Here is a 20,493-nt window from a genome sequence, read left to right on the forward strand (position 1 = left end):
CCGGTGGGCCCGCGCCGCGGGCCCACCGCCCGGTCACATGTCGGCGCCCGCCGAGAACATGATCGGCCGGACCTCGATCGCCAGGCCCTCGATCTGGCTGTCGGGGATCATCCCGGCCAGCTCGATCGCGCGCTCGCGGCTCTCGCAGTCGACGATGTAGTAGCCGCCCATGTACTCCTTGGCCTCCAGGAAGGGGCCGTCGGTCACGGCCGGCAGGCCGTTGCGGGTGCGGACGACGGCGCTGGTGGACGGGTCGCCGAGCGCCTGCGTGCCGATCATCTCGCCCGACTCCTGGATCGTCTTCATGAACGCGCCGTGGCCGCTCATGATCAGCTCGCGCTGCTCCTCGCTCAGGGTGTCCATGACCTGCTGGTTCACCTGCATGATCAACAGAAACTTCATCGTCTCTCCTCGTGGTCCGGCGGGTTCCGTCGTGCTGGGGTCGGAGCCGGTGCGTCCCTCTCGACATGCCCAGCGAAACTTTTCCGGAAAGCACGTCGAGCGCGCGAGCCGGGCTCCGACCTCCTGGTGAAACGGACGACACCAGGAGGCTCCCGACATGCCGCATCTCACCGAGACCGCCGCCGAGCCCAGGGCCGGGCGGCGCGAATGGGCCGGGCTGGCGGTGCTCGCCCTGCCCACTCTGCTCGTCGCGGTCGACATCAACGCGCTGTTCCTGGCGCTGCCCCGGCTGAGCGTGGAGCTGGGGGCGAGCGCCGTCCAGCAGTTGTGGATCATCGACATCTACGGGTTCATGGTCGCCGGGCTGGTGATCACGATGGGCGGGCTCGGCGACCGCATCGGCCGCCGCCGGCTCCTGCTGACCGGCGCGGCGGCCTTCGGCGTCGCCTCCCTCGTGGCGGCGTACGCGGTCAGCCCGGCCATGCTGATCGCCGCCCGTACGGTGCTGGGCGTCGCCGGCGCCACGCTCATGCCCTCCACGCTCGCGCTCATCACCAACATGTTCCGCGACGCCCGGCAGCGCGGCACGGCCATCGCCGTCTGGGCCACCTGCCAGTTCGCCGGGGCGGCGCTCGGGCCGGTCGTCGGCGGGCTGCTGCTGGAGCACTTCTGGTGGGGGTCGGTGTTCCTGATGGCCGTCCCCGTGATCGCGGTGCTGCTCGTGGGCGGCGTGCTGCTGCTGCCGGAGTTCCGCGACCCGGACGGCGGGCGCATGGACCTGGCCAGCGTCGCGCTGTCGTTGCTGGCGATCCTGCCGGTGGTCTGGGGCGTCAAGGAGCTGGCCGCCTCGTCGGCGTCGGCCGGGCCGGGCGTGCCGCTCGCGGCGATCGCGGTCGGTCTCGCGTTCGGGGCGGCGTTCGTACGGCGGCAGCTCACGCTCGACGCTCCCCTGCTCAACCTGCGCCTGTTCGCCCAGCGTCCGCTCACCCTGATCCTGACCGCGCTCGTGCTGGCGGGCATCGCCATGGCGGGCGCCGGGCTCCTGGTCACCCAGTACCTGCAGTCGGTGCTGGGGTACACCCCGGCGCAGTCGGCGCTGTGGTTCGCGCCCATGGGGCTCGGCGTCGCGCTGGGGACCACGCTGACCCCGGCCCTGACCCGCCGCGTCGCCCCCCGCGCCGCCGTCATGGGCGGCCTGGCGCTGTCGGCCGCCGGGGCGGCGCTGCTCACGCAGGCCGAGGCCGGGCTGCCGGTGGTGATCACCGCCATCACCGTGCTGGCGCTGGGCACCGGCCCGCTGTTCGCCCTGGGGACGGGGATCGTGGTCGGTTCGGTGCCGCCGGAGAAGGCCGGGTCGGCGGCCTCGCTGGCCGAGTCGGGCAACTTCCTGGGCGGGACGCTCGGCCTGGCCCTGCTCGGCACGGTCGCCGCGGCCGTCTACCACCACGCCCTGCCCGCGCACGTGCCCGACGCGGCCAGGGAGACCCTGGCGGGCGCGGCGGCCGTGGCCGGAAGGCTCGCCCCGGCGCAGGCCGCCGAGCTGCTGGCGGCCAGTCACGCCGCGTTCTTCAACGGGATCGTGGCGATCGGCCTGGCGGGCGCGGCCCTGTTCGTGCTGGCCGCGCTGCTGACCTCGCTGCTGCCCCGCGCGAACGCGGCGTGAGGGCCGGCTCAGGCCAGGCGGAACTGCAGGTCGATGTCCCAGTTGTTGAGGTCGGGCTCGACCCGCGGGTCCGTCTGGTAGAGCTCCAGCCGGCAGCCCCAGTGCTCGGTGCCGTCCTTCTCGGTCATGTCCCAGGTCAGGCCCTGTTCGGCGGCCCACGTCAGCACCGACTCGATGACGCCGGAGAGCTGGTCGGGGTGGCCGTGGTGGGACTCGGTGACGAAACGGCCCGCGGGCAGCGTGCCCGCGTGGAACTCGCCCTCGCCTTCCACCGGCTCGGTGACGGGCACGCCCGCCTCCACCACCAGCCGGTCCTGCGGCAGGTCGATGCTGTGGTACCGGAAGAACGGGGCGCCGGCCATCGTGTGCCCGCGCTCGGCGAGCCAGCCGATCATCTCGGCGATCCGGTCTCCGACGAGACCGAAACTGGTCATCGTGATGGTCTTCCTGATCCCGAGGTAGGGACGCTCGGGCAGTTCGACGATCTGTGGCATGTGTCTGTCCTCCTTCACCTGTCAGTACGGAACGGCTGCCCGAAACTCATCGGCAGGCCGAAAGCGGGCACGAGCCGGGGATCGAGAAAAGTGGTCACGCCGGTGACGACCCCGCCGCCGACCTCCAGGACTACCAGGGCGAACGCCTCCCCGTCCCGGTACTGGGCGAAGGCGGGCGAGCCGTTCGCCCAGGCCGGCAACACGCGCCCGTCGGGCGCCGGCCACACCCAGGCGTCCCCGGGCAGCGGATCGCCGAGCGGATCACCGGGACGCGCCGCCGGCCCGAGGTCCATCGCCCGCGCCCGCCGCTGCGGCCCGCGCAACATGTCGAGGCAGACGGACGTGGCGAGCCGGAACAACCACGGACGCAACAGCCCCCGCCCCGGCTCGTACGTGCGCCACGCCCTGACGAACGTCTCCTGCACCGCGTCCTCGGCCTCGAAGCCCGAGCCGAGCATCCGGTAGCAGTAGCCGGTCAGCTCGACCCGGTGGTGTTCCAGCTCGCTCGCCTCCACTAGACCGGGGCCACCTCGATCTGCAGCTCGTGCACCCATTCCGCGCGGTCCTGCGGGCAGTGCAGCGACACCTCTCTCGCCAGGGCGAGCGAGCGGTGGCCGTTCTCCTCGATCCAGTGGGCCAGCGCCTGGAAGGTCGGCCCGGCGGCCTCCATCGGGCCGTGGTGGATGATCGTGGCCGCCGTGCCGATCGCGGGCAGGTCCCTGATCTCGAAGTCGTGGCGGGGGTCCGGGTCCACGTTGACCGGCAGGCAGGCGTGGACCATGACCGAGCCGTCGTCCTCCTGGCGGTAGTAGGCCAGGCCGGGGCCGACCACCCGGACGTCCGCCCGCTCAACGCGGGCGCAGATCTCCTCGAACAGCGGCCCGATCACGGGGCCGACGTCCTTGCTCTCGTAGCTGGCCGCCCTGGCGCTGAGCTGCGCGGCCCGGACCGGGTCGACCTTCTTCAGCACGACTTCCGCGGTTCTCATGTGCCCCTCCGTCTCGATGCTGCGGAGTCTCGCCTCGACGCCGCGCAGCCGGGCCAGGTCGGCGCTGATCCGGGCCTCCAGCTGGGCGCGGCGCAGCCGTACCATGCCGTGCAGTTCCTCGGTGCTGACCTTCTCGTCCAGGATCGTCCGGACCTGTTCCAGCGTGAAGCCGAGGTCCTTGATGGCGACGATCCGGTTGAGCCTGGCCAGTTGCGCGGCCTGGTAGGACCGGTAGCCGGTGAGCGGGTCCACGTGCGCGGGGCGCAGCAGGCCGATGGCGTCGTAGTGGCGGAGCATGCGTACGGACACGAGCCCCAGCCGGGCGAAATCTCCGATGCTGAACATGTCCGGTCCAGAAGTAGGGGCTCACACGGTGTCAGAGTCAACCTATGGCGATTTCTAGGGACATGGGGTATTTTCCAGCCTAAGAAGCAACCGAACGTTCGTTAGGTCGCCATGGACGTGGACCCACTGCTCCGGATCAGGACGGCCGCGGTGCGGCTCTTCGCCCAGCAGGGTTACGCCGCCACCGGCATCAGGGACCTGGCCAGGGCGGTGAACCTGACCAACGCCGGCGTCTACCACCACGTCCACAGCAAGGAAGCCCTGCTGGCCGACCTCATGCGGACCGGCCTGCAAGGACTGATCGACTCGACCGCCCGCGTCCTGGCCGGGGCCACGCGTCCCGCCGACCGCCTCGCCCTGCTGATCACCTCGCTCACCGCCCTGCACGCGCTCACCCCCCTGACCAGCCGCGTCATGGACGGCGAGCTCCGCTCCCTGACCCCCGGCTCTCCCGCCCACACCGAGGTCATCGCCCTGCGGGACGCCTACGAGAGCCACTGGAAGAGCGCCCTGGCCGACGGCGTCGCCGAGGGCGTCTTCCACGTCGCCGACCAGAAGCTGACCCGTCTCGCCCTCATGTCCATGTGCACCGGCACCAGCGAGTGGTACCGCCCCGACGGGGACTCGACGCTGGAGCAGGTGTGCGCGGAGTTCGTCACGATCGGCCTGGCCGCCGTACGCGCCGCCGGCCCGGTCGTGGCGCCCCTCGATCGACGCCTGCTGCCCGTCTTCCCGTGGGAGCCGCCGGATGCACACCACGATCCCCGACCTGCTGAGGCACGCCGCTAGCACGTACGGCGAGCGCGAGTTCCTCCGTTTCCCCGCTTCCTCACCCGCCCTCCCGGCGACCTCGCTGAGCTTCGCCGAGGCCGACGCCGTCTCGGGCCGCCTGGCCCGTGCGCTGGCCGCCCAGGGGGTGCGCCCCGGCGACCGGGTGGCCGTCATGCTGGACAACGAGCCGTGGTGGCCGTTGAGCTGGTTCGCCGTGCTGAAGGCGGGGGCGGTCACCGTCCCCGTGAACGTGCGGTACCAGGCGGCCGACCTGGAGCACGTCCTGCGCGACTCCGGCGCGGTCGCCACCCTGACCGGCGCGGAGCCCGCCGCGCGCGTGCCGGGCGTGGTGCACCTCGTGGACGAGCTGACGGACGGCCCACCTCTCGACATATCCCTCAGCGCGGACAATGTCGCCAATTTTCAGTACACGTCGGGGACGACCGGCTTCCCCAAAGCCTGCCTGCTCACCCACGACTACTGGGTCAGGACCGCCCGCATCGTCGCCGACCTCGTCCGCCTGCGCGACGACGACGTCCTGCTGATCGCCCAGGCGTACTCGTACATGGACCCGCAGTGGACCACCCTGGTCTGCCTGCTCGGCGGCATCCCGCAGGTGGTGCTCCCCCGCTTCTCCGCCTCCGGCTTCTGGCCCGCCGTCCGGGAGCACGGCGCGACCCTCACGTACGTGCTGGGCACCATGCCCCTGCTGATGCACAAGCAGCCGCCGAGCCCCCTCGACCGCGACAACCGGATGCGGCTCGTGCTCTGCTCGGGCATCGCCCCCGGCCTGCACCGGGCGTTCGAGGAGCGCTGGGGCGCGCCCTGGCGCGAGCTGTACGGCTCCACCGAGAGCGGCTGCGACCTGATGGCCGACCCGGACGCCGACGACACCGTCGGCACCGGCGCGCTGGGCACACCGCCGCCCGGCAAGGAGGTCCGGCTCGACGAGGAGACAGGCGAGATCCTGGTCCGCGGCACACCCATGATGACCCGCTACTGGAACCACCCCGAGGCCACCGCGCACGCCTTCCGCGGCGGCTGGTACCACACCGGCGACCTCGGCGTCCGGGACGCGCGAGGCCGCATCCGGCACGCCGGGCGGCTGAAGGACATGGTCCGCAGGGGCGGTGAGAACATCTCGTGCGCCGAGGTCGAGAGCGTGCTCGCCGGGCATCCCGCGGTCCTGGCCGCGGCCCTGGTGCCCATCCCCGACGACCTCTTCGGCGAGCTGCCCAAGGCGTTCCTCCAGCTCCGCCCCGGTCACGCCGCCGACGCCCGCACGGCCGCCGCCGTCATCGCCCACGCCAGGGAACGCCTGGCCCGCTTCAAGGTCCCGGCGTACGTGGAGTTCGTGGAGTCGTTCACGCTCACCCCGTCCGCCCGCATCGAGAAGCGTCACCTGCTCCGCCCCGGCCGCGACCAGCGCGCCGCCCCCGCCATCCCCACGGAGGACCCGGCATGATCGACGTGACCGTACGCGACGAGGTGGCCCTGATCACCCTCGCCCGTCCCGAGAAGCTGAACGCCCTGACCGCGGGCATGCGCAAGGACCTGGCCGCGGCCGTCCGCGAGCACGGCCGCACCGCCAGGGGCATCGTGGTGACCGGCGCCGGCCGGGCGTTCTCGGCGGGCGAGGACATCGCCGAGGCGGCGGGCCGGCCGCTGGAGGCGGAGGTCGAGCTGTTCCACGACATGACCAGGGCCGTGCTGGAGACCCGGGTGCCGGTGGTGGCCGCGGTCAACGGCCTGGCCGTCGGCGGCGCCGCCGAGTGGACGCTCTGCTTCGACACCCGCATCGGCACGCCGGCCGCCGAGTACTTCTTCCCCGAGAACCACCTCGGCCTGTCGATCTCGAACGCCGCCAGCCACCTGCTGCCCCGGCTGGCCGGCGGCCGGGCGCTGCGGCTGGTGCTGGACTCGGCCCGGCTGAGCGCCGCCGACGCGCTGGCGGCCGGGCTGCTGGACGAGCTCGTGCCCGCCGAGGAGCTGGTGGAGGCGGCGATCGCGCGGGTGCGCCACTGGACCCGGCCGGGCACCGCCACCGCCGTGCACCTGGAGCTGCTGCGCCCGCCACTGGCCGAGGTCGAGCGCGCCTTCGAGGCCGAGACCGTGGCCGCCCGGCAGGTGGAGCAGGCGGGCCTGGCCCAGGCCGGCATGACCCGCTTCCTGACCCGCCGAACCCCCTGACCCACCGGCCCTGTCGTCTGCCGGCCCCTGCCCGCGGCCCTCGCCTTCGGGCCGGGGGGCGGTCAGGCGATGACGATGGCGGCGATGATCAGGGCGATCGCGACCACGAGGACGGCGATCGAGTCGTAGGACCAGGTGACCTTGACCGGTGCCGCCGGGACCGCCGGGGCCGCGCGGCGGTGGGCGGCCTCGGCGCGGTCGCGGATCTGGTCGCCCACGAAGTCGGCGTGGGTCTTGCCGGTGAACGCCTCGGCGGCGGCCTGCTCGGCCTTGCTGACCGTGGCCTCGACCCGGAACCGGCCACCCCGCTGGGGCTTGGGCACCCCGCGCCGCTGCGCCTTGGACCGCTCTCTGGCGCTGCTCATGGGCGTCCACAACCGCAGCACCCGCTCGTCGCCGCCCTCGCCGCCGTAACGGACGGCGATGGAGTGGGTGACCGTCACCTCGCCCACGGACGCCCACGGCAGGAACGTCGTGCGCAGCGGGTTGCGGGCCAGCAGCCCCTCCTCGCCGACCACGGTGGCGGGCCGGACCGCGATGGCGTACACGAGCGCCGTCATCGCCCCGAGCACGGCCAGCGCCACCATGGACGGCTTGCCGTTGTAGTGGGCCGTCAGGTCCCACACGTTGAACGCCACGAAGACCAGCCAGGCGCAGCCCAGCACGAACCCGGTCTTGGACCGGTAGGTGTGTTTCACGGCTGCCACTTGATCTGCGCGAACCCCGGCTTGATCACGCCGTTGATCAGCGCCAGCCGCTCGTCGAACGGGAGGAAGGCCGACTTCATCGCGTTGACCGTGAACCACTGCAGGTCGTCCCAGCCGTAGCCGAACGCCTCGACCAGCTTGGCGAACTCGGCGGACACGCTCGTCGAGCTCATCAGCCGGTTGTCGGTGTTGACGGTGACCCGGAAGTGCAGCCTGCGCAGCAGCCCGATGGGGTGCTCGGCGATCGAGTCGGCGGCCCCGGTCTGGAGGTTGGACGTGGGGCACATCTCCAGCGGGATGCGCTTGTCGCGCACGTACGCCGCCAGCCGCCCCAGCTTGGCCGACCCGTCGCCGGCCACGGTGATGTCGTCGATGATCCGGACGCCGTGGCCCAGCCGGTCGGCGCCGCACCACTGGATGGCCTGCCAGATCGACGGCAGCCCGAACGCCTCGCCGGCATGGATCGTGAAGTGCGCGTTCTCCCGCTGGAGGTATTCGAAGGCGTCGAGGTGCCGGGTGGGCGGGTAGCCGGCCTCGGCCCCGGCGATGTCGAACCCCACGACGCCGACGTCGCGATAGCGCACGGCCAGCTCGGCGATCTCCATCGAGCGCGCCATGTGGCGCATCGCGGTCAGCAGCGTGCCGACCCGGATGCCGCGCCCCTGCGAACCCAGCGTGAACCCTTCGAGCACCGCCTCCACCACCTGGTCGAGGCTCAGCCCCATGGTGGTGTGCTGCTCGGGCGCGAAGCGCACCTCGGCGTAGACCACGCCGTCGTCGGCGAGGTCGCGGGCGCACTCGGCGGCCACCCGGACCAGGGACTCGCGGGTCTGCATGACCGCGACCGTGTGGTCGAAGGTCTCCAGGTAGCGCTCCAGCGAGCCGGAGTCGGCGGCCTCCTCGAACCAGAGGCGCAGATTGTCGGGGTCGGTGGAGGGCAGCCGCCCGTAGTCGATCTCCCGTGCCAGCTCGACGATCGTCTCGGCGCGCAGCCCGCCGTCGAGGTGATCGTGCAACAACACCTTGGGAGCCTGCCGGATCTTGTCAAGCGTGGGGCTCATCTGGCCATGATATGAGCACACTCCTCCGCCGCCGCACACGTCGCGCCCGCCTGTGGACAACCCTCCCGGCACACCCGTGAGGCACGCCACGTCAGTGGCGACCGGTCAGTCGGGGCCGGTCAGTCGCGGCCGGCGCTCTCCGGCGTGAAGGCGGGCAGGCACACGGCGACGTACTCGGCGCCGTCGGGGCCCACGCTGTAGCGCACCTTCTCCCCCGGCGACGTCACCACCGACTGGCCGGCGCCCACCTCGACCGTGCCGCCGTCGTGCTCGACGAGCAGGCTGCCGCGCAGGACCACGGTGTACTCGGTGAACGACGGGGTCTGGGCGGGCTCGGCCCAGCCGGGCGGGGCGGTCATGTGGGCGATCGAGACCTGCTCGTCGCCGCTGTTGACGCGCCCCACGTGCTCATCGATGATCTTGCCGCCGGGGACGGGGATGCGGGTAGGGCCCTCGATCTTTCTCACCACGGGCTTCAGTGTGCCACGTCGAGCACCAGCCGGCTCGGCGCGGACTGCTCCTTCACCCGGAAGCCGGCCCGGCGGGCCAGCGCCAGGCCGACGCCCACGCGCCCCTCGAAGTCGCCGGTCCTGACGACGTGGGAGACGTTCCTGAGACCGGCCCGGTAGACGGGCCCGCCCTTCCAGGTGGGGTAGCCGTCGTCGTCGTGGGCGTTGGCGGGGAAGAGGGTGAGCTGCAGGTACGCGCCGCCCTGGACGCCCATGGGCTCGCCGGAGCCGTCCTGGAGGAATTCGTCGACCCATTTCACCTTGTATCCGGGGATGTCGCCCTTGAGGTCGATCACCATCCGGTCGTAGCCGTCGTGGGTCGCGTACCGGACGCCGGTCACCACGGCCGGGTCGAGGCCGTCGCGCTCGACGTCCACCTCGGCGGTGCTGGTGGGGACGTCCGAGGGGGCGCTGCGGGGCGTGGCGGTGCCGGGACCGGTGTCCGCGGGGGTGTCCAGCCGGGCGGTCTGCGAGGAGGTGCCGCACGCGGTCAGGACGGCGAGGCAGGCGAGCGGGACGGCGAGCCGAAGGCGCGACGACCGGTCGCCGGCCGGGGATGACGGGCGCATGCCCGGTAGATGCCCAGCCCACGGGCCTGCAAGCGGCTCGGCGGCGGATCGGAGCGGGTTTCCCCGGCACTTCCGCGGAGCCGGGACTGCCTCTACGCTGATCAACCTCCAAGGAGTCATACAAGTGAGCAAATCCCACGACTTATCAGCATTTCTGACGTCTTATGGGCCTTCTTTCGCTCGCACGGCCTACCTGCTGACGGGCGACGCGGACAAGGCGCGCGAGCTGGCCACCGCGGCCCTCGTCGCGTCCTGCCGCCGGTGGTCCGCGATCCGCTACCACCGCCCGGCCGACGCGGTGCTGCGCGACCTCTACGGGCGGTTCCTGGGCGCGACGGGCGCGCCCTGGCCGCTCCCGGAGGGCCATCTCCTCGCCGGGCTCGCCCCGCGGACCCGCGCGGCCGTCGTCGCCACCTTCCACGACGGGCTCAGCCTGCCGCACGCGGCCCAGGTCACCGGCCTGTGGACCGGCGCGCTGGACGACGAGCTGCGACGGGCCCGCACCCAGCTCCGCGCCACCCACCCGACCCTGTTCGAGAACCCCCCGGACTTGCCGAAGGACCTCGCGACCCCGACCGAGGACGGCGACCAGCCGGGGAACGGCGCGATGTCCCTCTTCCCCTGGACGCTCGGCCCCGCTCCCGAACCCACCTCCCCCTGGACGCTCGGCCCCGCTCCCGAGCCGCCCGCCCCGACGGCGGGCATTCACGACGCCGCCCCCGGGGATCCGGCCCTGCGGGCCGCCCTGCTCGGGCTGGCCGCCGGGATGCCGCGCGCCGACGTCGCCGGCCTCGCCGAGACCGTCCTGCGCCGGGTCACGGCGCGGCGCCGGATCCGGGCGTCGGTGTGGACGCTCGCCTCCCTCGGCCTGGTCGCCGCGATGGTCACGGCGATCGTCGCGGGGCTGTCCGCGGTGGCCGACCGCATGGACGAGGCGACGGACCGCTCCCCCTTCGCTCCCGGGACGCGGGCCCCCGCCCAGGAGATCCGCGACCCGCTGCCCGCCGCGCTCCCCGACCCGGTCCGCTTCGCCTACACGGGTTACTGCCGCGACGCCGAGGCCGACGTCCACGACCCGCAACCCTGCGGTCAATGGGTGCTCACGACCAGGTCGGGCGCGGAGTGGCGGCTGCCGGACGCGCGGGCCGGCTACGACCCGGCCACCGGCGAGTCCATGCCGCTGGCCCTCAGCCAGGACGGACACCGGCTCGTCTACCAGAACCCGCAGGGCCGTTACCTGGTCCACGACCTGCCCACGGGCGTGGTCAAGCGCATCGACGCCACGGCCGGGGACGGCGAGGCGCACATCAGCTCGTCCCGGGACGGCCGCTACTTCGCGCTGTCCTTCGGCGACGCGGACGACAGCGCGGTGCTCGACTTCCGCACGGGCGCGACCCGCACGGTACGCGGCGCGGACGTCGAGATCCTGGCCGTCCACGACGACGGCACCCGCGTGGTCGCCGAACGCCGGGACACCGGCAGCGTCCCCGGCCACGCCTCCGTCAGCACGCTGCGGCTGGACGGCGCGGGCACCCGTACGAAGGGCTTCCGGATCGACCCCGCCCTCATCGAGCACGGCGCCGCGCTCGCCCCGGACGGCCGCTCCCTGGCCCTGGTGACGGCCGACGACCGGCTGGTCACCATGGACGCCCGCACCGGCCGCGTCACCGGCCCCCGCCCCCGCCTGGACGCCGACGGCCTCGAAGTGATCAGGGTGGAGCGCTGGCTGAGCCGCGACAAGGTCCTCGTGCGCCTGTGGGACGAGGAGGACGTCCACCTGGTCCAGGTGGACGTCCGCACCGGCGAGAGCGCCGACCTCGGCGACTCGGCGACGGAGTGGATCGACTACTCCGACCCGCTCGGCGCCCTGGAGAAATGAGGAACCTGGAGAAACGAGGAAGAGGGCCCCGCCCCCGGCGGAACCCTCTTCCCGATCACAGGCAGGTCAGACGGTCTCGAAGACCTTCGCGTCCGCCGCCTCGACCGCGGCGGCCTTGCGCGAGCGCAGCCCGGTGGCCGAGATCACCAGCCCGACCAGGGCCAGCACCAGCGCGACCACGATCGCCGAGCGCAGCGCGCCGATCGACAGCGTCTCGCCGCCGGAGGTCAGCACGGCGGTCACCACGGCCAGCACGATCGCGCCGCCGACCTGGCCGGAGGTGTTGAGCAGCCCGGAGGCCAGGCCCTGCTCGTCGTCGTCCACGCCGGTGGTGGCCTGGATGTTCAGCGAGGGGAAGGACAGAGCGAACGCGATGCCCAGCAGGACCATGCCGGGGAGCACCATGCCGCCCAGGCTCGGCGTCTCGTCGATGCCCAGGAAGATCGCGTAACCGCCGGCCAGGGCCGCGGCGCCGATGACGATCAGCTTGCCGGTGCCGAACCTGTCGGCGAAGTCGCCCATCTTGGTCGAGCTGACCGCGACGAGCAGGCCGGCGGGCAGGAACGCCAGGGCGGTGCCGAGCGCCGACCAGTGGAGCAGGTTCTGGAAGTACTGCATGGCCACGAACTGGAAGGCCACGTACGAGCCCATCAGGATGAGCAGCCCCAGGTTGGCCCGGACGATGTGCCCCGAGCGCAGGATGCCGAGCCGCACCAGCGGGTGCTTCATCCGCAGCTCGGTGAAGACGAACAGGCCGAGCAGCACCGCGACGGCCACCAGCGAGCCGATCGTCTGGAACGAGGCCCAACCGGCCTCGGGAGCCTGCACGACGGTGAAGACCAGCAGCAGCATCGAGGCGGTGATCAGCACGGCGCCGACGAGGTCGTGGCCGCCCTCGGCCCGCTCCTCCCGGCCCTTCGGCAGCACCGCCAACGCGGCGACCAGCGCGATGACCGCGACCGGCACCGGCATGAGGAGCGTCCACCGCCAGCCGATCTCGGTCAGCAGGCCGGAGAGCACGAGGCCGAGCGAGTAGCCGCTCGCGCCGCAGGCGGTGAAGATGCTCAACGCCTTGTTGCGCTCCGGGCCCTCGGGAAACGTGGTGGTGATGATCGACAAAGCGGCGGGCGCGGTGAACGCGGCGGCCACACCCTTGACGAACCGGGCGGCGATCAGCAGGCCCCCGTCGTCCACGACACCACCCAGCAACGACGCGACGGCGAAGACGCCCAGAGCGACCAGGAACACCCTGCGCCGCCCGAGCAGGTCGGCGGTCCTGCCCCCGAGCAACAGAAGACCGCCGTAGCCGAGCACGTAGCCGCTGACCACCCACTGCAGGGAAGACGTGCTGAGGCCCAGATCGTGCTGGATGGCCGGCAGGGCGACACCGACCATGGAGACGTCAAGGGCGTCAAGGAAGATCACTGCACAGAGCACGGCGAGCGCGCCCCAACGGGATGAGGAAGAGGACATGGGTCAGAACAATACATGCACCAGCATCTAATGCAAGTGCATTTAATGCCGTTGCATGAATCTTCTCGAGATGGTAACCTCCGCGACATGGACGAGGAGTTCGTGGTCGAGACCTGGCATTACGTCCTGGCCAAACACGCGAAGGCCATGTGCGCGCTGGAACGGGAGCTGGGCGAGCAGCACGGGCTCGGGCCCAGCGAGTTCGAGGTGCTCGACCGGATCGTCCACCACGACAGGAAGCTGCGCATCCAGGAGCTCTGCGAAGAGGTCCACCTGAGCCAGAGCGCCCTGTCCAGGGTCGTGGCCAGGCTGGAGAAGAGCGGGCTCGTCACCCGCGGCACGTGCGACTCCGACCGCCGGGGCGTGTTCGTCTGCATCACCGACGAGGGGCGCGCCCGGTACACCGAGGCGCTGCCCACGCAGCGCGCCGTGCTCGCGGGCGTCTTCACCGACGTGCCCGAGGTCCCCGCCGTCACCACCTAGCCGGTACGCGGCCGGGGAGAAGCGGCGGCGGCCGTCCCCGGGCAGGGGTCCGGCCGCCGCGCAGAAGTGCTTCCGGTGGTCAGCCGATGCGGTCGATGACCAGGGGCAGCAGCTCGCGCCCCGACTCGGCGACCTCGTAGCCGCCGTCCAGCGCGTCCAGCGCCCGCTCGAACCTGGCCGTCTCGTCGGCGTGCAACGTCAGCAGCGGCTGGCCCTCGCGCACCAGGTCGCCGGGCTTGGCGTGCAGCACGATCCCGGCCCCGAACGACACCGGGTCCTCCTTGCGCGCCCGTCCGGCGCCGAGCCGCCAGGCGGCCAGCCCCACTGCGTACGCGTCGAGGTGGGCCAGCACGCCGGACGACGGCGCCGCCACCGTCATGCTCTCGGCCGCCCGCGGCAGGACCGCATCGGGATTGCCGCCCTGGGCGGAGATCATCCGCCGCCACGCGTCCATGGCCGAGCCGTCGCGCAGCGCGTCGGCCGGGTCCTTGCCGGAGACCCCGGCCGCCGCCAGCATCTCGCGCGCCAGCCGTACGGTCAGCTCGACCACGTCGGACGGCCCGCCGCCGGCCAGCACCTCGATCGACTCCTCGACCTCCAGCGCGTTGCCCACCGCCCGGCCGAGCGGCCGGTCCATGGCCGTCAGCAGGGCGACCGTGCGCACGCCCGCGTCGCTCCCGAGCGCGACCATGGTCTCGGCCAGCTCGCGGGCGCTCTCGGTCGTCTTCATGAACGCCCCGGAGCCCACCTTCACGTCGAGCACCAGCGAGCCGGTGCCCTCGGCGATCTTCTTCGACATGATCGACGAGGCGATCAGCGGGATCGACTCGACCGTGCCGGTGACGTCGCGCAGCGCGTAGAGCTTCTTGTCGGCCGGGGCCAGCCCGGAGCCCGCCGCGCAGACCACCGCGCCCGCCGTGCGCAGGACGTGCAGCATCTGGTCGTTGGAGAGCGAGGCCAGCCAGCCCGGGACGGACTCCAGCTTGTCCAGGGTGCCGCCGGTGTGCCCGAGCCCGCGCCCGGACAGCTGCGGCACGTACGCCCCGCACGCGGCCACCAGCGGCGCCAGCGGCAGCGTGATCTTGTCGCCGACGCCGCCCGTGGAGTGCTTGTCGGCCGTGGGCCGGTCGAGCATCGACCAGTCCATGCGCTCGCCTGACCGGATCATGGCCTGCGTCCAGTCGGCGATCTCGCGCCGGTTCATGCCGTTGAGCAGGATGGCCATGGCCAGGGCGGACATCTGCTCGTCGGCCACGTCACCGCGGGTGTAGGCGGCGATCACCCAGTCGATCTGGGCGGTGGTGAGCTCGCCGCCGTCGCGCTTGGCGCGGATGACCTCGATGGCGTCCATGGTCACGAGCTCCTGCTGAGGTCGTCGGGGCCGAACGCGTACGGCAGGATCTGCGCCATGCGCTTGGGGCCGTCGACGGTCTCGACCAGCAGGTTCTCCCCGCCGAACTCGTACAGGAGCTGACGGCAGCGCCCGCACGGCATGAGCAGCTCGCCGTGGCCGTCCACGCAGGTGAAGGCCACCAGCCGGCCGCCGCCCGACATCTGCAGCGCCGACACCAGGCCGCACTCGGCGCACAGGCCGAGCCCGTACGAGGCGTTCTCGACGTTGCAGCCGGTGACGATCCGGCCGTCGTCGACGACCGCCGCCGCCCCCACCGGGAACTTGGAGTACGGCGCGTAGGCGTTGCGCATGGCCGTCGCGGCCTCGGCGCGCAGGCCGTCCCAATCGATGTTCAATGTTGATCCCCCCGACGGAAGCGTACGCCGTCGGCCTTCGGCATCCGCAGACGCTGCGAGGCGACCAGGAGCACGAGCAGCGTGAGCACGTGTGGCGTGATGAAGACGAACTCGCCCGGCAGCGTCTCCACGGTCCGCCAGAGCCAGAACAGCAGGAGCGCGCCCACCGCCGCGGCGGCGATCACGGTGTAGTCCTTGACGCCCCTGGCCACGATCTCGGCCGGCTGGCTCGGCGCGACCAGCCTGCGGATCTGCAGCGCGAGGTAGACCACCAGCAGCAGCGCGCCGAACAGGAAGAACGTGGTGACCGCGTTGGTCTCGCCGGAGCTGCGCAGCTGCAGGCCGCTGGCGTAGCCGAACAGGGACGAGCCGGCCGCGAGCCCGCCGGGCCGCCAGTTGCCGAAGATCATGGCCGCCAGGCCGATGAAGCCGCGTCCCTGGGTCTGGCCCTCGACGTACTTGTTGGAGACGAACACCAGGAACACGCCGCCGAGCCCGGCGAACGCGCCGGAGATGACGACCGCCAGATACTTGATCCGGTAGACGTTCACGCCCAGCGACTCGGCCGCCCACGGGTTCTCCCCCGCCGACCGCAGCCGCAGCCCGAACGACGTGCGCCAGAGCACCAGGTACGTCACCGGCAGCAGCAGCACGGCCAGGATGACCAGCGCGTTCACGTCGTGGGTGAGCCCGCGCAGGATGCCGGCCAGGTCGGAGAGCAGGAACCAGTGGGTGCTCTCCAGCTTGCCGAGCAGGTCGGGACCGGACGACAACACGGGCAGGCTCACCTCGGGCGCACCCGAGCTGATCGCCGGCGAGGTGGTGATGCCGGCGCCCTTCGCGCTGGCCGAGGTGCCCTCGCCGTAGAGGACCTCGGACAGGAAGCGGGTGATGCCGGGGCCGAGCAGGTTGATGGCGACGCCGCTGATGATGTGGTCGACGCCGAACGTGACGGTCGCGATCGCGTGGATCAGCCCGCCGAGCGCGCCGCCGAGCAGCCCGGCGACCAGCGCGGCCACGGCGCCCCACTGGTATCCGGCCCAGCCGGCGAACCAGGTGCCGAGCACCATCATGCCTTCGAGGCCGATGTTGACCACGCCGGCCCGCTCGGCCCACAGGCCGCCCAGACCGGCCAGGCCGATCGGCACCGCGAGCAGCAGCGCCGCGTTGAACGTGCCGGAGGAGGTCAGGTCGTCCTGGCCGGAGATGATCCGCACCAGCGACAGCAGCAGGATGAGCGCGGCGACGCCGAGCAGCGCCAGATGGTATTTGCCGACCCTGCTCATGCTGCCACCTCAACCGGTCTGTTCGTGTCGAGCTGCCGGGCGGCCCGCTGCTCCTCAAGCCGCATGGCGATGCGGTTGGTCACCTCGTTCGCGATGACCACCAGCAGGACGATGACGCCCTGGATGATCGTGATGACCGACGACGGCACGTCCGCGATCTGCAGCGCGCCCTGCGCCCGGTCGAGGAAGGCGAACAGCAGCGCGGCGATCGCGATGCCGACGGGCTTGTTCCTGCCCAGCAGCGCCACCGCGATGCCGAGGAAGCCGAGACCGGCGGTGAAGTTGGAGTTGAAGGCGCCCTTGTCGCCGAGGATCTCGGGCAGGCCGATGAGCCCCGCGATCGCGCCGGACAGCACCATGGCCGCGATGACCATCTTCTTCGGGTTGACGCCCGAGGCGAAGGCGGCCGGCCCGTTGAGCCCGCTGGCCTTGACGTTGAAGCCGAAGCGGGTGCGCTCCAGCACGACCCAGACCACCATGCCGAGCACGGCGGCCACGAGCAGGAAGCCCCACACGCCGCCGCCGCGGGTGGGCGCCGGCAGCCCGAACCAGTCGAAGACGAAGTTCAGGTTGGGGAACATGGCCGACTCGGGCAGCTGCGGCGTGGTCGTGGTGAGCTGGCCGGCGGCCCGCTCACCCGTGAACGGGCCGCGGACCAGGTAGGAGGAGAGGGCGATCGCGATGTAGTTGAGCATGATCGTGGAGATGACCTCGTTGACGCCGCGGGTCACCTTCATGATCGCGGGGATCAGCGCGTACGCGCCGCCCACGACCGCCGCGACGACGATGATCACCAGGATCTGGATCGGCTTCGGCGCGGTGAACGTCGAGCCGATGAAGGCCGCGCAGATGGCCGCGATCCGGTACTGGCCCTCGACGCCGATGTTGAAGAGGTTCATGCGGAAGCCGACCGCCACCGCGAGACCCGCGATGAACAGCGGCACCGCCCTGTTGAGGAAGGTCGCGATGCTGTTGGACACCACGCGCTCGGTCGACCCGAAGTCGAAGAAGGCGGCGAACGCGTCGATCGGGCTGGCGCCCGCCGCGATGATCGCCACGCTGGAGATCGCGATCGCCAGGACGATGGCGACGACGGCGCCTGCGACGGTGAGCAGCGCCCGGTTGAGCCCGGCGGGCATCACGTCTCCTCAGTGCCGGCGATGGCGCCGGTCATGTAACCGCCAAGCCGCTCGGGCGTGACGTCGGAAGGATCGAGTTCGGCCACGAGCCGGCCGCGCAGGATGACCCTGAGCGTGTCGGACAGGCCGATCAGCTCGTCGAGGTCGGCCGAGATCAGCAGCACGGCCAGGCCGGCGGCCCGCGCGTTGCGCAGGTGGTCCCAGATGGCGGCCTGGGCGCCGACGTCCACGCCGCGGGTGGGGTGGGCGGCGATGAGGAACGAGGGCTCGCCGCTCATCTCGCGTCCGACGATCAGCTTCTGCTGGTTGCCGCCGGACAGGGCCAGGGCCAGGGTGTCCACGCTGGGGGTGCGCACGTCGTACTCCTTGACGATGCGCTCGGTGTCGGCCTTGGAGGCGCGGCGGTCGACCCAGATGCCGCTGCGCGCCGGGGGCCTGGTCTGGTGGCCGAGCACCCGGTTCTCCCACAGGGACGCCTCCAGCAGCAGGCCCTGCCGGTGACGGTCCTCGGGGATGTAGCCGATGCCGGCCTCCCTGCGCCTCAGCGTGGACCAGGCGCTGATGTCCACGCCGCCGAGGGTGATCGTGCCGTGGGCGGGACGCATGCCCATGATCGCCTCGATCAGCTCCGACTGCCCGTTGCCCTCGACGCCGGCGACGCCCAGGATCTGGCCCGCGTGGATGTCGAAGGAGACGTCGTCGAGGATCAGGCGCTTGCCCTCTTCGCGCAGCTTGTCGACGTACAGGTCGGCGGAGGTGCCCCGGGGGACGGGACGGAAGCCGTCGGCCTCCATCGTCAGCCGCGACACGCTCAGCGTGACGCTCTCGCGCACGGTGGACTCGCGGGTCTCCGGTGTGGGCAGCTCGCTGCCGACCATCAGCTCGGCGAGCCGGCGGGCGGTCACCTCGGCGGGGTGGACGCTGGCGACGGTGGTGCCGCGGCGGATCACGGTGATCGCGTCGGCGATGTTCAGCACCTCGTCGAGCTTGTGCGAGATGAAGATGACGGTCAGGCCCTCGGCCTTGAGCTCGCGCAGGTTCTCGAACAGCTCCTCGACCTCCTGCGGCACGAGGACCGCCGTCGGCTCGTCGAGGATGAGGATGCGGGCGCCGCGGTAGAGGACCTTGAGGATCTCCACCCGCTGGCGGTCGCCGACGCCGAGGTCCTCCACCAGCGCGTCGGGGTCGACGCGCAGGCCGTGGCTGCTGGCCAGCTCGGCGATGCGGGCCCGCGCCCTGCCGCTGTCGAGCAGGCCGGCCCTGGTGGGCTCGGCGCCGAGGACGATGTTCTCCAGCACGGTGAAGTTGTCGGCCAGCATGAAGTGCTGGTGGACCATGCCGATGCCGACGTCGATGGCGTCGCTGGGGGTGCGGAAGCTGACCTCCCGGCCGTTGACCCTGATCGTGCCCTCGTCCGGCTTCTGCATGCCGTAGAGGATCTTCATCAGGGTCGACTTGCCCGCGCCGTTCTCCCCGACGATCGCGTGGACCGTGCCGGGTTCGACGGTGATGCGGATGTCGTGGTTGGCGACGACGCCGGGGAAACGCTTGGTGATGCCCTCCAGCTCTACGGCGGGTTGCACCGCGGCGAGGGTGTCCGAGCTCATTTCGCCTCTCCTAGAGCATGGGGGGCGGACGGGGCGGATAGCCAGAAGGCCCGAAGTGGGGACTCCGGGCCCTCGGTCGTCCGTTCCTACCCAGATTACGGCTTGGACGGAACCGTGATTTTGCCGTCGACGATGTCCTTCTTGGCAGCGTCGAGCTTGTCCTTGATGTCGTCGATCTCGCCACCGGTGGTGGACAGGCCCACACCGTCGACCTTGAGGTCGTAGACGGTGTTGCTGCCGCCCTTGGCGCCGCCCTGGAAGGCCTTGACGAACTCGAAGACGCCGACGTCGACGCGCTTGAGCATCGAGGTCATGATGACCGACTGGAGGTCGGTCTCCTTGACCGTCTGGCGCTGGTCGGAGTCGACGCCGATGGCCTTCTTCTTGGCCGCGGCCGCCGCCTGGAACACGCCGAGGCCGGAGTCGCCGGCGGCGTGGTAGACGATGTCCGCGCCGTCCTGGTACATCTTCTCGGCCGCGACCTTGCCCTTGTCGGGGGCCTTGAAGCCGGAGAAGTCACCGTCGGGGGTGAGGTACTTGATGTCGATCTTGATGTCCGGCTTGACCGACTTGGCGCCCATCACGAAGCCCGCCTGGAACTTCTTGATCAGGTCGTTCTCGACGCCGCCCACGAAGCCGACGTGGCCGGCCTTCGACTTGGTCGCCGCGGCGACGCCCGCCAGGTAGGAGCCCTGCTCCTCGGCGAACAGCAGGCCGGTGACGTTCGGGGCGTTGGAGGCCGAGTCGACGATGGCGAACTGCACGTCGGGGTACTCGGCGGCGGTCTTCTTGACGTCGTCGCCGTAGGCGAAGCCGACGGCGACGATCGGGTTGTAGCCCGCGTCCGCGAGCTGGCGCAGCAGGTCGCCGCGGTTGGAGCCGTCGGCCGCCGGGCTGAGCTCCTTGATGTCGGCGTTCAGCTCCGTCTTGGCCTTCTCCAGGCCGGCGTAGGCGGCGTCGTTGAACGACTTGTCGCCGCGGCCGCCGACGTCGAACGTCAGGCCGACCTTCAGGCCGCCCTTGGGCGCCTCGCTGCCCGCGCCGGAGCTCGGCTGCGTGCTCGCCGAGGTGCCGCCACCATCGCCGCCGCCGCAGGCCGCGGCCGCCATGAGCATGACGCCGGCTACCGAGCCGACGGCAATCCTGCTGAATCGCTTGCCGAGCAAGGCGACTCCTTC

Annotated in this window: 21 protein-coding genes; 6 read left to right on the forward strand and 15 right to left on the reverse strand. The window is 71.7% G+C overall.

The genetic code is table 11. The annotated features are described in order from the left end of the window. Nucleotides 1-33: 33 nt before the first annotated feature. Nucleotides 34-402 carry a YciI family protein gene (locus AB0J71_RS18295; protein ID WP_352324881.1) on the reverse strand — a complete coding sequence of 123 codons (369 nt, stop codon included), beginning with the start codon at nt 400-402 and terminating at the stop codon, nt 34-36. A gap of 157 nt (nt 403-559) precedes the next feature. On the opposite strand from AB0J71_RS18295, the gene AB0J71_RS18300 reads away from it, so the two are divergent. Then, nucleotides 560-2,065, forward strand: coding sequence for an MFS transporter (locus tag AB0J71_RS18300; RefSeq protein ID WP_364415083.1), 1,506 nt, complete (start codon nt 560-562; stop codon nt 2,063-2,065). Between the two features lie 8 nt (nt 2,066-2,073). Here AB0J71_RS18300 and AB0J71_RS18305 read toward each other — a convergent pair whose 3' ends face one another. From AB0J71_RS18305 to AB0J71_RS18315, 3 genes are read right to left on the reverse strand one after another with little or no spacing between them, the layout of a single operon-like run. Further along, nucleotides 2,074-2,559, reverse strand: a complete 486-nt coding sequence (locus tag AB0J71_RS18305; RefSeq protein WP_364415085.1) for a GyrI-like domain-containing protein — start codon at nt 2,557-2,559, stop codon at nt 2,074-2,076. A 14-nt stretch (nt 2,560-2,573) separates the two neighbouring features. Further along, the gene (locus AB0J71_RS18310) at nt 2,574-3,074 is read right to left on the reverse strand and encodes a sigma factor (RefSeq protein ID WP_364415087.1); all 501 of its coding nucleotides are present in this window, start codon (nt 3,072-3,074) and stop codon (nt 2,574-2,576) included. Continuing rightward, complete coding sequence (locus AB0J71_RS18315) at nt 3,074-3,892, reverse strand: MerR family transcriptional regulator (protein ID WP_364415089.1); 819 nt, start codon at nt 3,890-3,892, stop codon at nt 3,074-3,076. Before AB0J71_RS18315 ends, AB0J71_RS18310 begins: the two co-directional genes overlap by 1 nt. 111 nt (nt 3,893-4,003) lie before the next feature. Here AB0J71_RS18315 and AB0J71_RS18320 point away from each other — a divergent pair, with 111 nt between their 5' ends. Genes AB0J71_RS18320 through AB0J71_RS18330 form a run of 3 tightly spaced genes read left to right on the forward strand, consistent with a single transcriptional unit; the run spans nt 4,004 to nt 6,853 of the window. Continuing rightward, on the forward strand, nt 4,004-4,681 hold the full coding sequence (locus AB0J71_RS18320; RefSeq protein WP_352324876.1) for a TetR/AcrR family transcriptional regulator: 678 nt from the start codon (nt 4,004-4,006) through the stop codon (nt 4,679-4,681). After that, nucleotides 4,641-6,128, forward strand: a complete 1,488-nt coding sequence (locus AB0J71_RS18325; RefSeq protein WP_364415091.1) for an AMP-binding protein — start codon at nt 4,641-4,643, stop codon at nt 6,126-6,128. The genes AB0J71_RS18320 and AB0J71_RS18325 overlap by 41 nt, the downstream gene beginning before the upstream one ends. Continuing rightward, a complete protein-coding gene (locus AB0J71_RS18330; RefSeq protein ID WP_352324874.1) occupies nt 6,125-6,853 on the forward strand; it encodes an enoyl-CoA hydratase/isomerase family protein in 729 nt (242 codons plus the stop codon). The genes AB0J71_RS18325 and AB0J71_RS18330 overlap by 4 nt, the downstream gene beginning before the upstream one ends. 62 nt (nt 6,854-6,915) lie before the next feature. Here the strand turns inward: AB0J71_RS18330 and AB0J71_RS18335 are convergent, their stop codons facing one another. From AB0J71_RS18335 to AB0J71_RS18350, 4 genes are all read right to left on the reverse strand, one after another. Continuing rightward, nucleotides 6,916-7,551, reverse strand: coding sequence for a PH domain-containing protein (locus AB0J71_RS18335; RefSeq protein ID WP_364415092.1), 636 nt, complete (start codon nt 7,549-7,551; stop codon nt 6,916-6,918). After that, nucleotides 7,548-8,621, reverse strand: a complete 1,074-nt coding sequence (locus AB0J71_RS18340; protein ID WP_352324872.1) for an adenosine deaminase — start codon at nt 8,619-8,621, stop codon at nt 7,548-7,550. Before AB0J71_RS18340 ends, AB0J71_RS18335 begins: the two co-directional genes overlap by 4 nt. A gap of 119 nt (nt 8,622-8,740) precedes the next feature. After that, a complete protein-coding gene (locus tag AB0J71_RS18345; RefSeq protein WP_352324870.1) occupies nt 8,741-9,091 on the reverse strand; it encodes a cupin domain-containing protein in 351 nt (116 codons plus the stop codon). A gap of 5 nt (nt 9,092-9,096) precedes the next feature. Further along, a complete protein-coding gene (locus tag AB0J71_RS18350; protein ID WP_364415094.1) occupies nt 9,097-9,699 on the reverse strand; it encodes a hypothetical protein in 603 nt (200 codons plus the stop codon). A gap of 124 nt (nt 9,700-9,823) precedes the next feature. Between AB0J71_RS18350 and AB0J71_RS18355 the strand changes: the two genes are divergently transcribed. Continuing rightward, complete coding sequence (locus tag AB0J71_RS18355; protein ID WP_364415096.1) at nt 9,824-11,578, forward strand: hypothetical protein; 1,755 nt, start codon at nt 9,824-9,826, stop codon at nt 11,576-11,578. Nucleotides 11,579-11,644: 66 nt separating this feature from the next. On the opposite strand, the gene AB0J71_RS18360 is transcribed toward AB0J71_RS18355, so the two are convergent. Further along, a complete protein-coding gene (locus AB0J71_RS18360) occupies nt 11,645-13,003 on the reverse strand; it encodes an MFS transporter (protein ID WP_352324866.1) in 1,359 nt (452 codons plus the stop codon). 135 nt (nt 13,004-13,138) lie between these two features. On the opposite strand from AB0J71_RS18360, the gene AB0J71_RS18365 reads away from it, so the two are divergent. Beyond that, nucleotides 13,139-13,534: a MarR family transcriptional regulator gene (locus tag AB0J71_RS18365; protein ID WP_352324865.1), complete on the forward strand. Its 396-nt coding sequence runs from the start codon at nt 13,139-13,141 to the stop codon at nt 13,532-13,534. Between the two features lie 79 nt (nt 13,535-13,613). On the opposite strand, the gene AB0J71_RS18370 is transcribed toward AB0J71_RS18365, so the two are convergent. The 6 genes from AB0J71_RS18370 to AB0J71_RS18395 all read right to left on the reverse strand — a co-directional run bounded on the left by AB0J71_RS18370 (nt 13,614) and on the right by AB0J71_RS18395 (nt 20,481). Then, entirely contained in the window at nt 13,614-14,885 is a 1,272-nt protein-coding gene (locus AB0J71_RS18370) for a thymidine phosphorylase (protein WP_352324864.1), read from the reverse strand. Between the two features lie 2 nt (nt 14,886-14,887). Further along, a complete protein-coding gene (locus AB0J71_RS18375; protein ID WP_352324863.1) occupies nt 14,888-15,283 on the reverse strand; it encodes a cytidine deaminase in 396 nt (131 codons plus the stop codon). Continuing rightward, on the reverse strand, nt 15,280-16,569 hold the full coding sequence (locus AB0J71_RS18380) for an ABC transporter permease (RefSeq protein ID WP_352324862.1): 1,290 nt from the start codon (nt 16,567-16,569) through the stop codon (nt 15,280-15,282). The genes AB0J71_RS18375 and AB0J71_RS18380 overlap by 4 nt, the downstream gene beginning before the upstream one ends. Next, nucleotides 16,566-17,708, reverse strand: a complete 1,143-nt coding sequence (locus AB0J71_RS18385) for an ABC transporter permease (RefSeq protein ID WP_364415098.1) — start codon at nt 17,706-17,708, stop codon at nt 16,566-16,568. Before AB0J71_RS18385 ends, AB0J71_RS18380 begins: the two co-directional genes overlap by 4 nt. Continuing rightward, nucleotides 17,708-19,315 (reverse strand): ABC transporter ATP-binding protein, encoded by a 1,608-nt coding sequence (locus AB0J71_RS18390; protein ID WP_364415100.1) that lies wholly within the window; start codon nt 19,313-19,315, stop codon nt 17,708-17,710. The genes AB0J71_RS18385 and AB0J71_RS18390 overlap by 1 nt, the downstream gene beginning before the upstream one ends. Nucleotides 19,316-19,410: 95 nt before the next feature. Further along, the gene (locus AB0J71_RS18395; protein WP_352324858.1) at nt 19,411-20,481 is read right to left on the reverse strand and encodes a BMP family ABC transporter substrate-binding protein; all 1,071 of its coding nucleotides are present in this window, start codon (nt 20,479-20,481) and stop codon (nt 19,411-19,413) included. Between the last annotated feature and the right edge of the window lie 12 nt (nt 20,482-20,493).

It is taken from the genome of Nonomuraea sp. NPDC049637 (genome assembly GCF_040675235.1).
Classification (GTDB): domain Bacteria; phylum Actinomycetota; class Actinomycetes; order Streptosporangiales; family Streptosporangiaceae; genus Nonomuraea.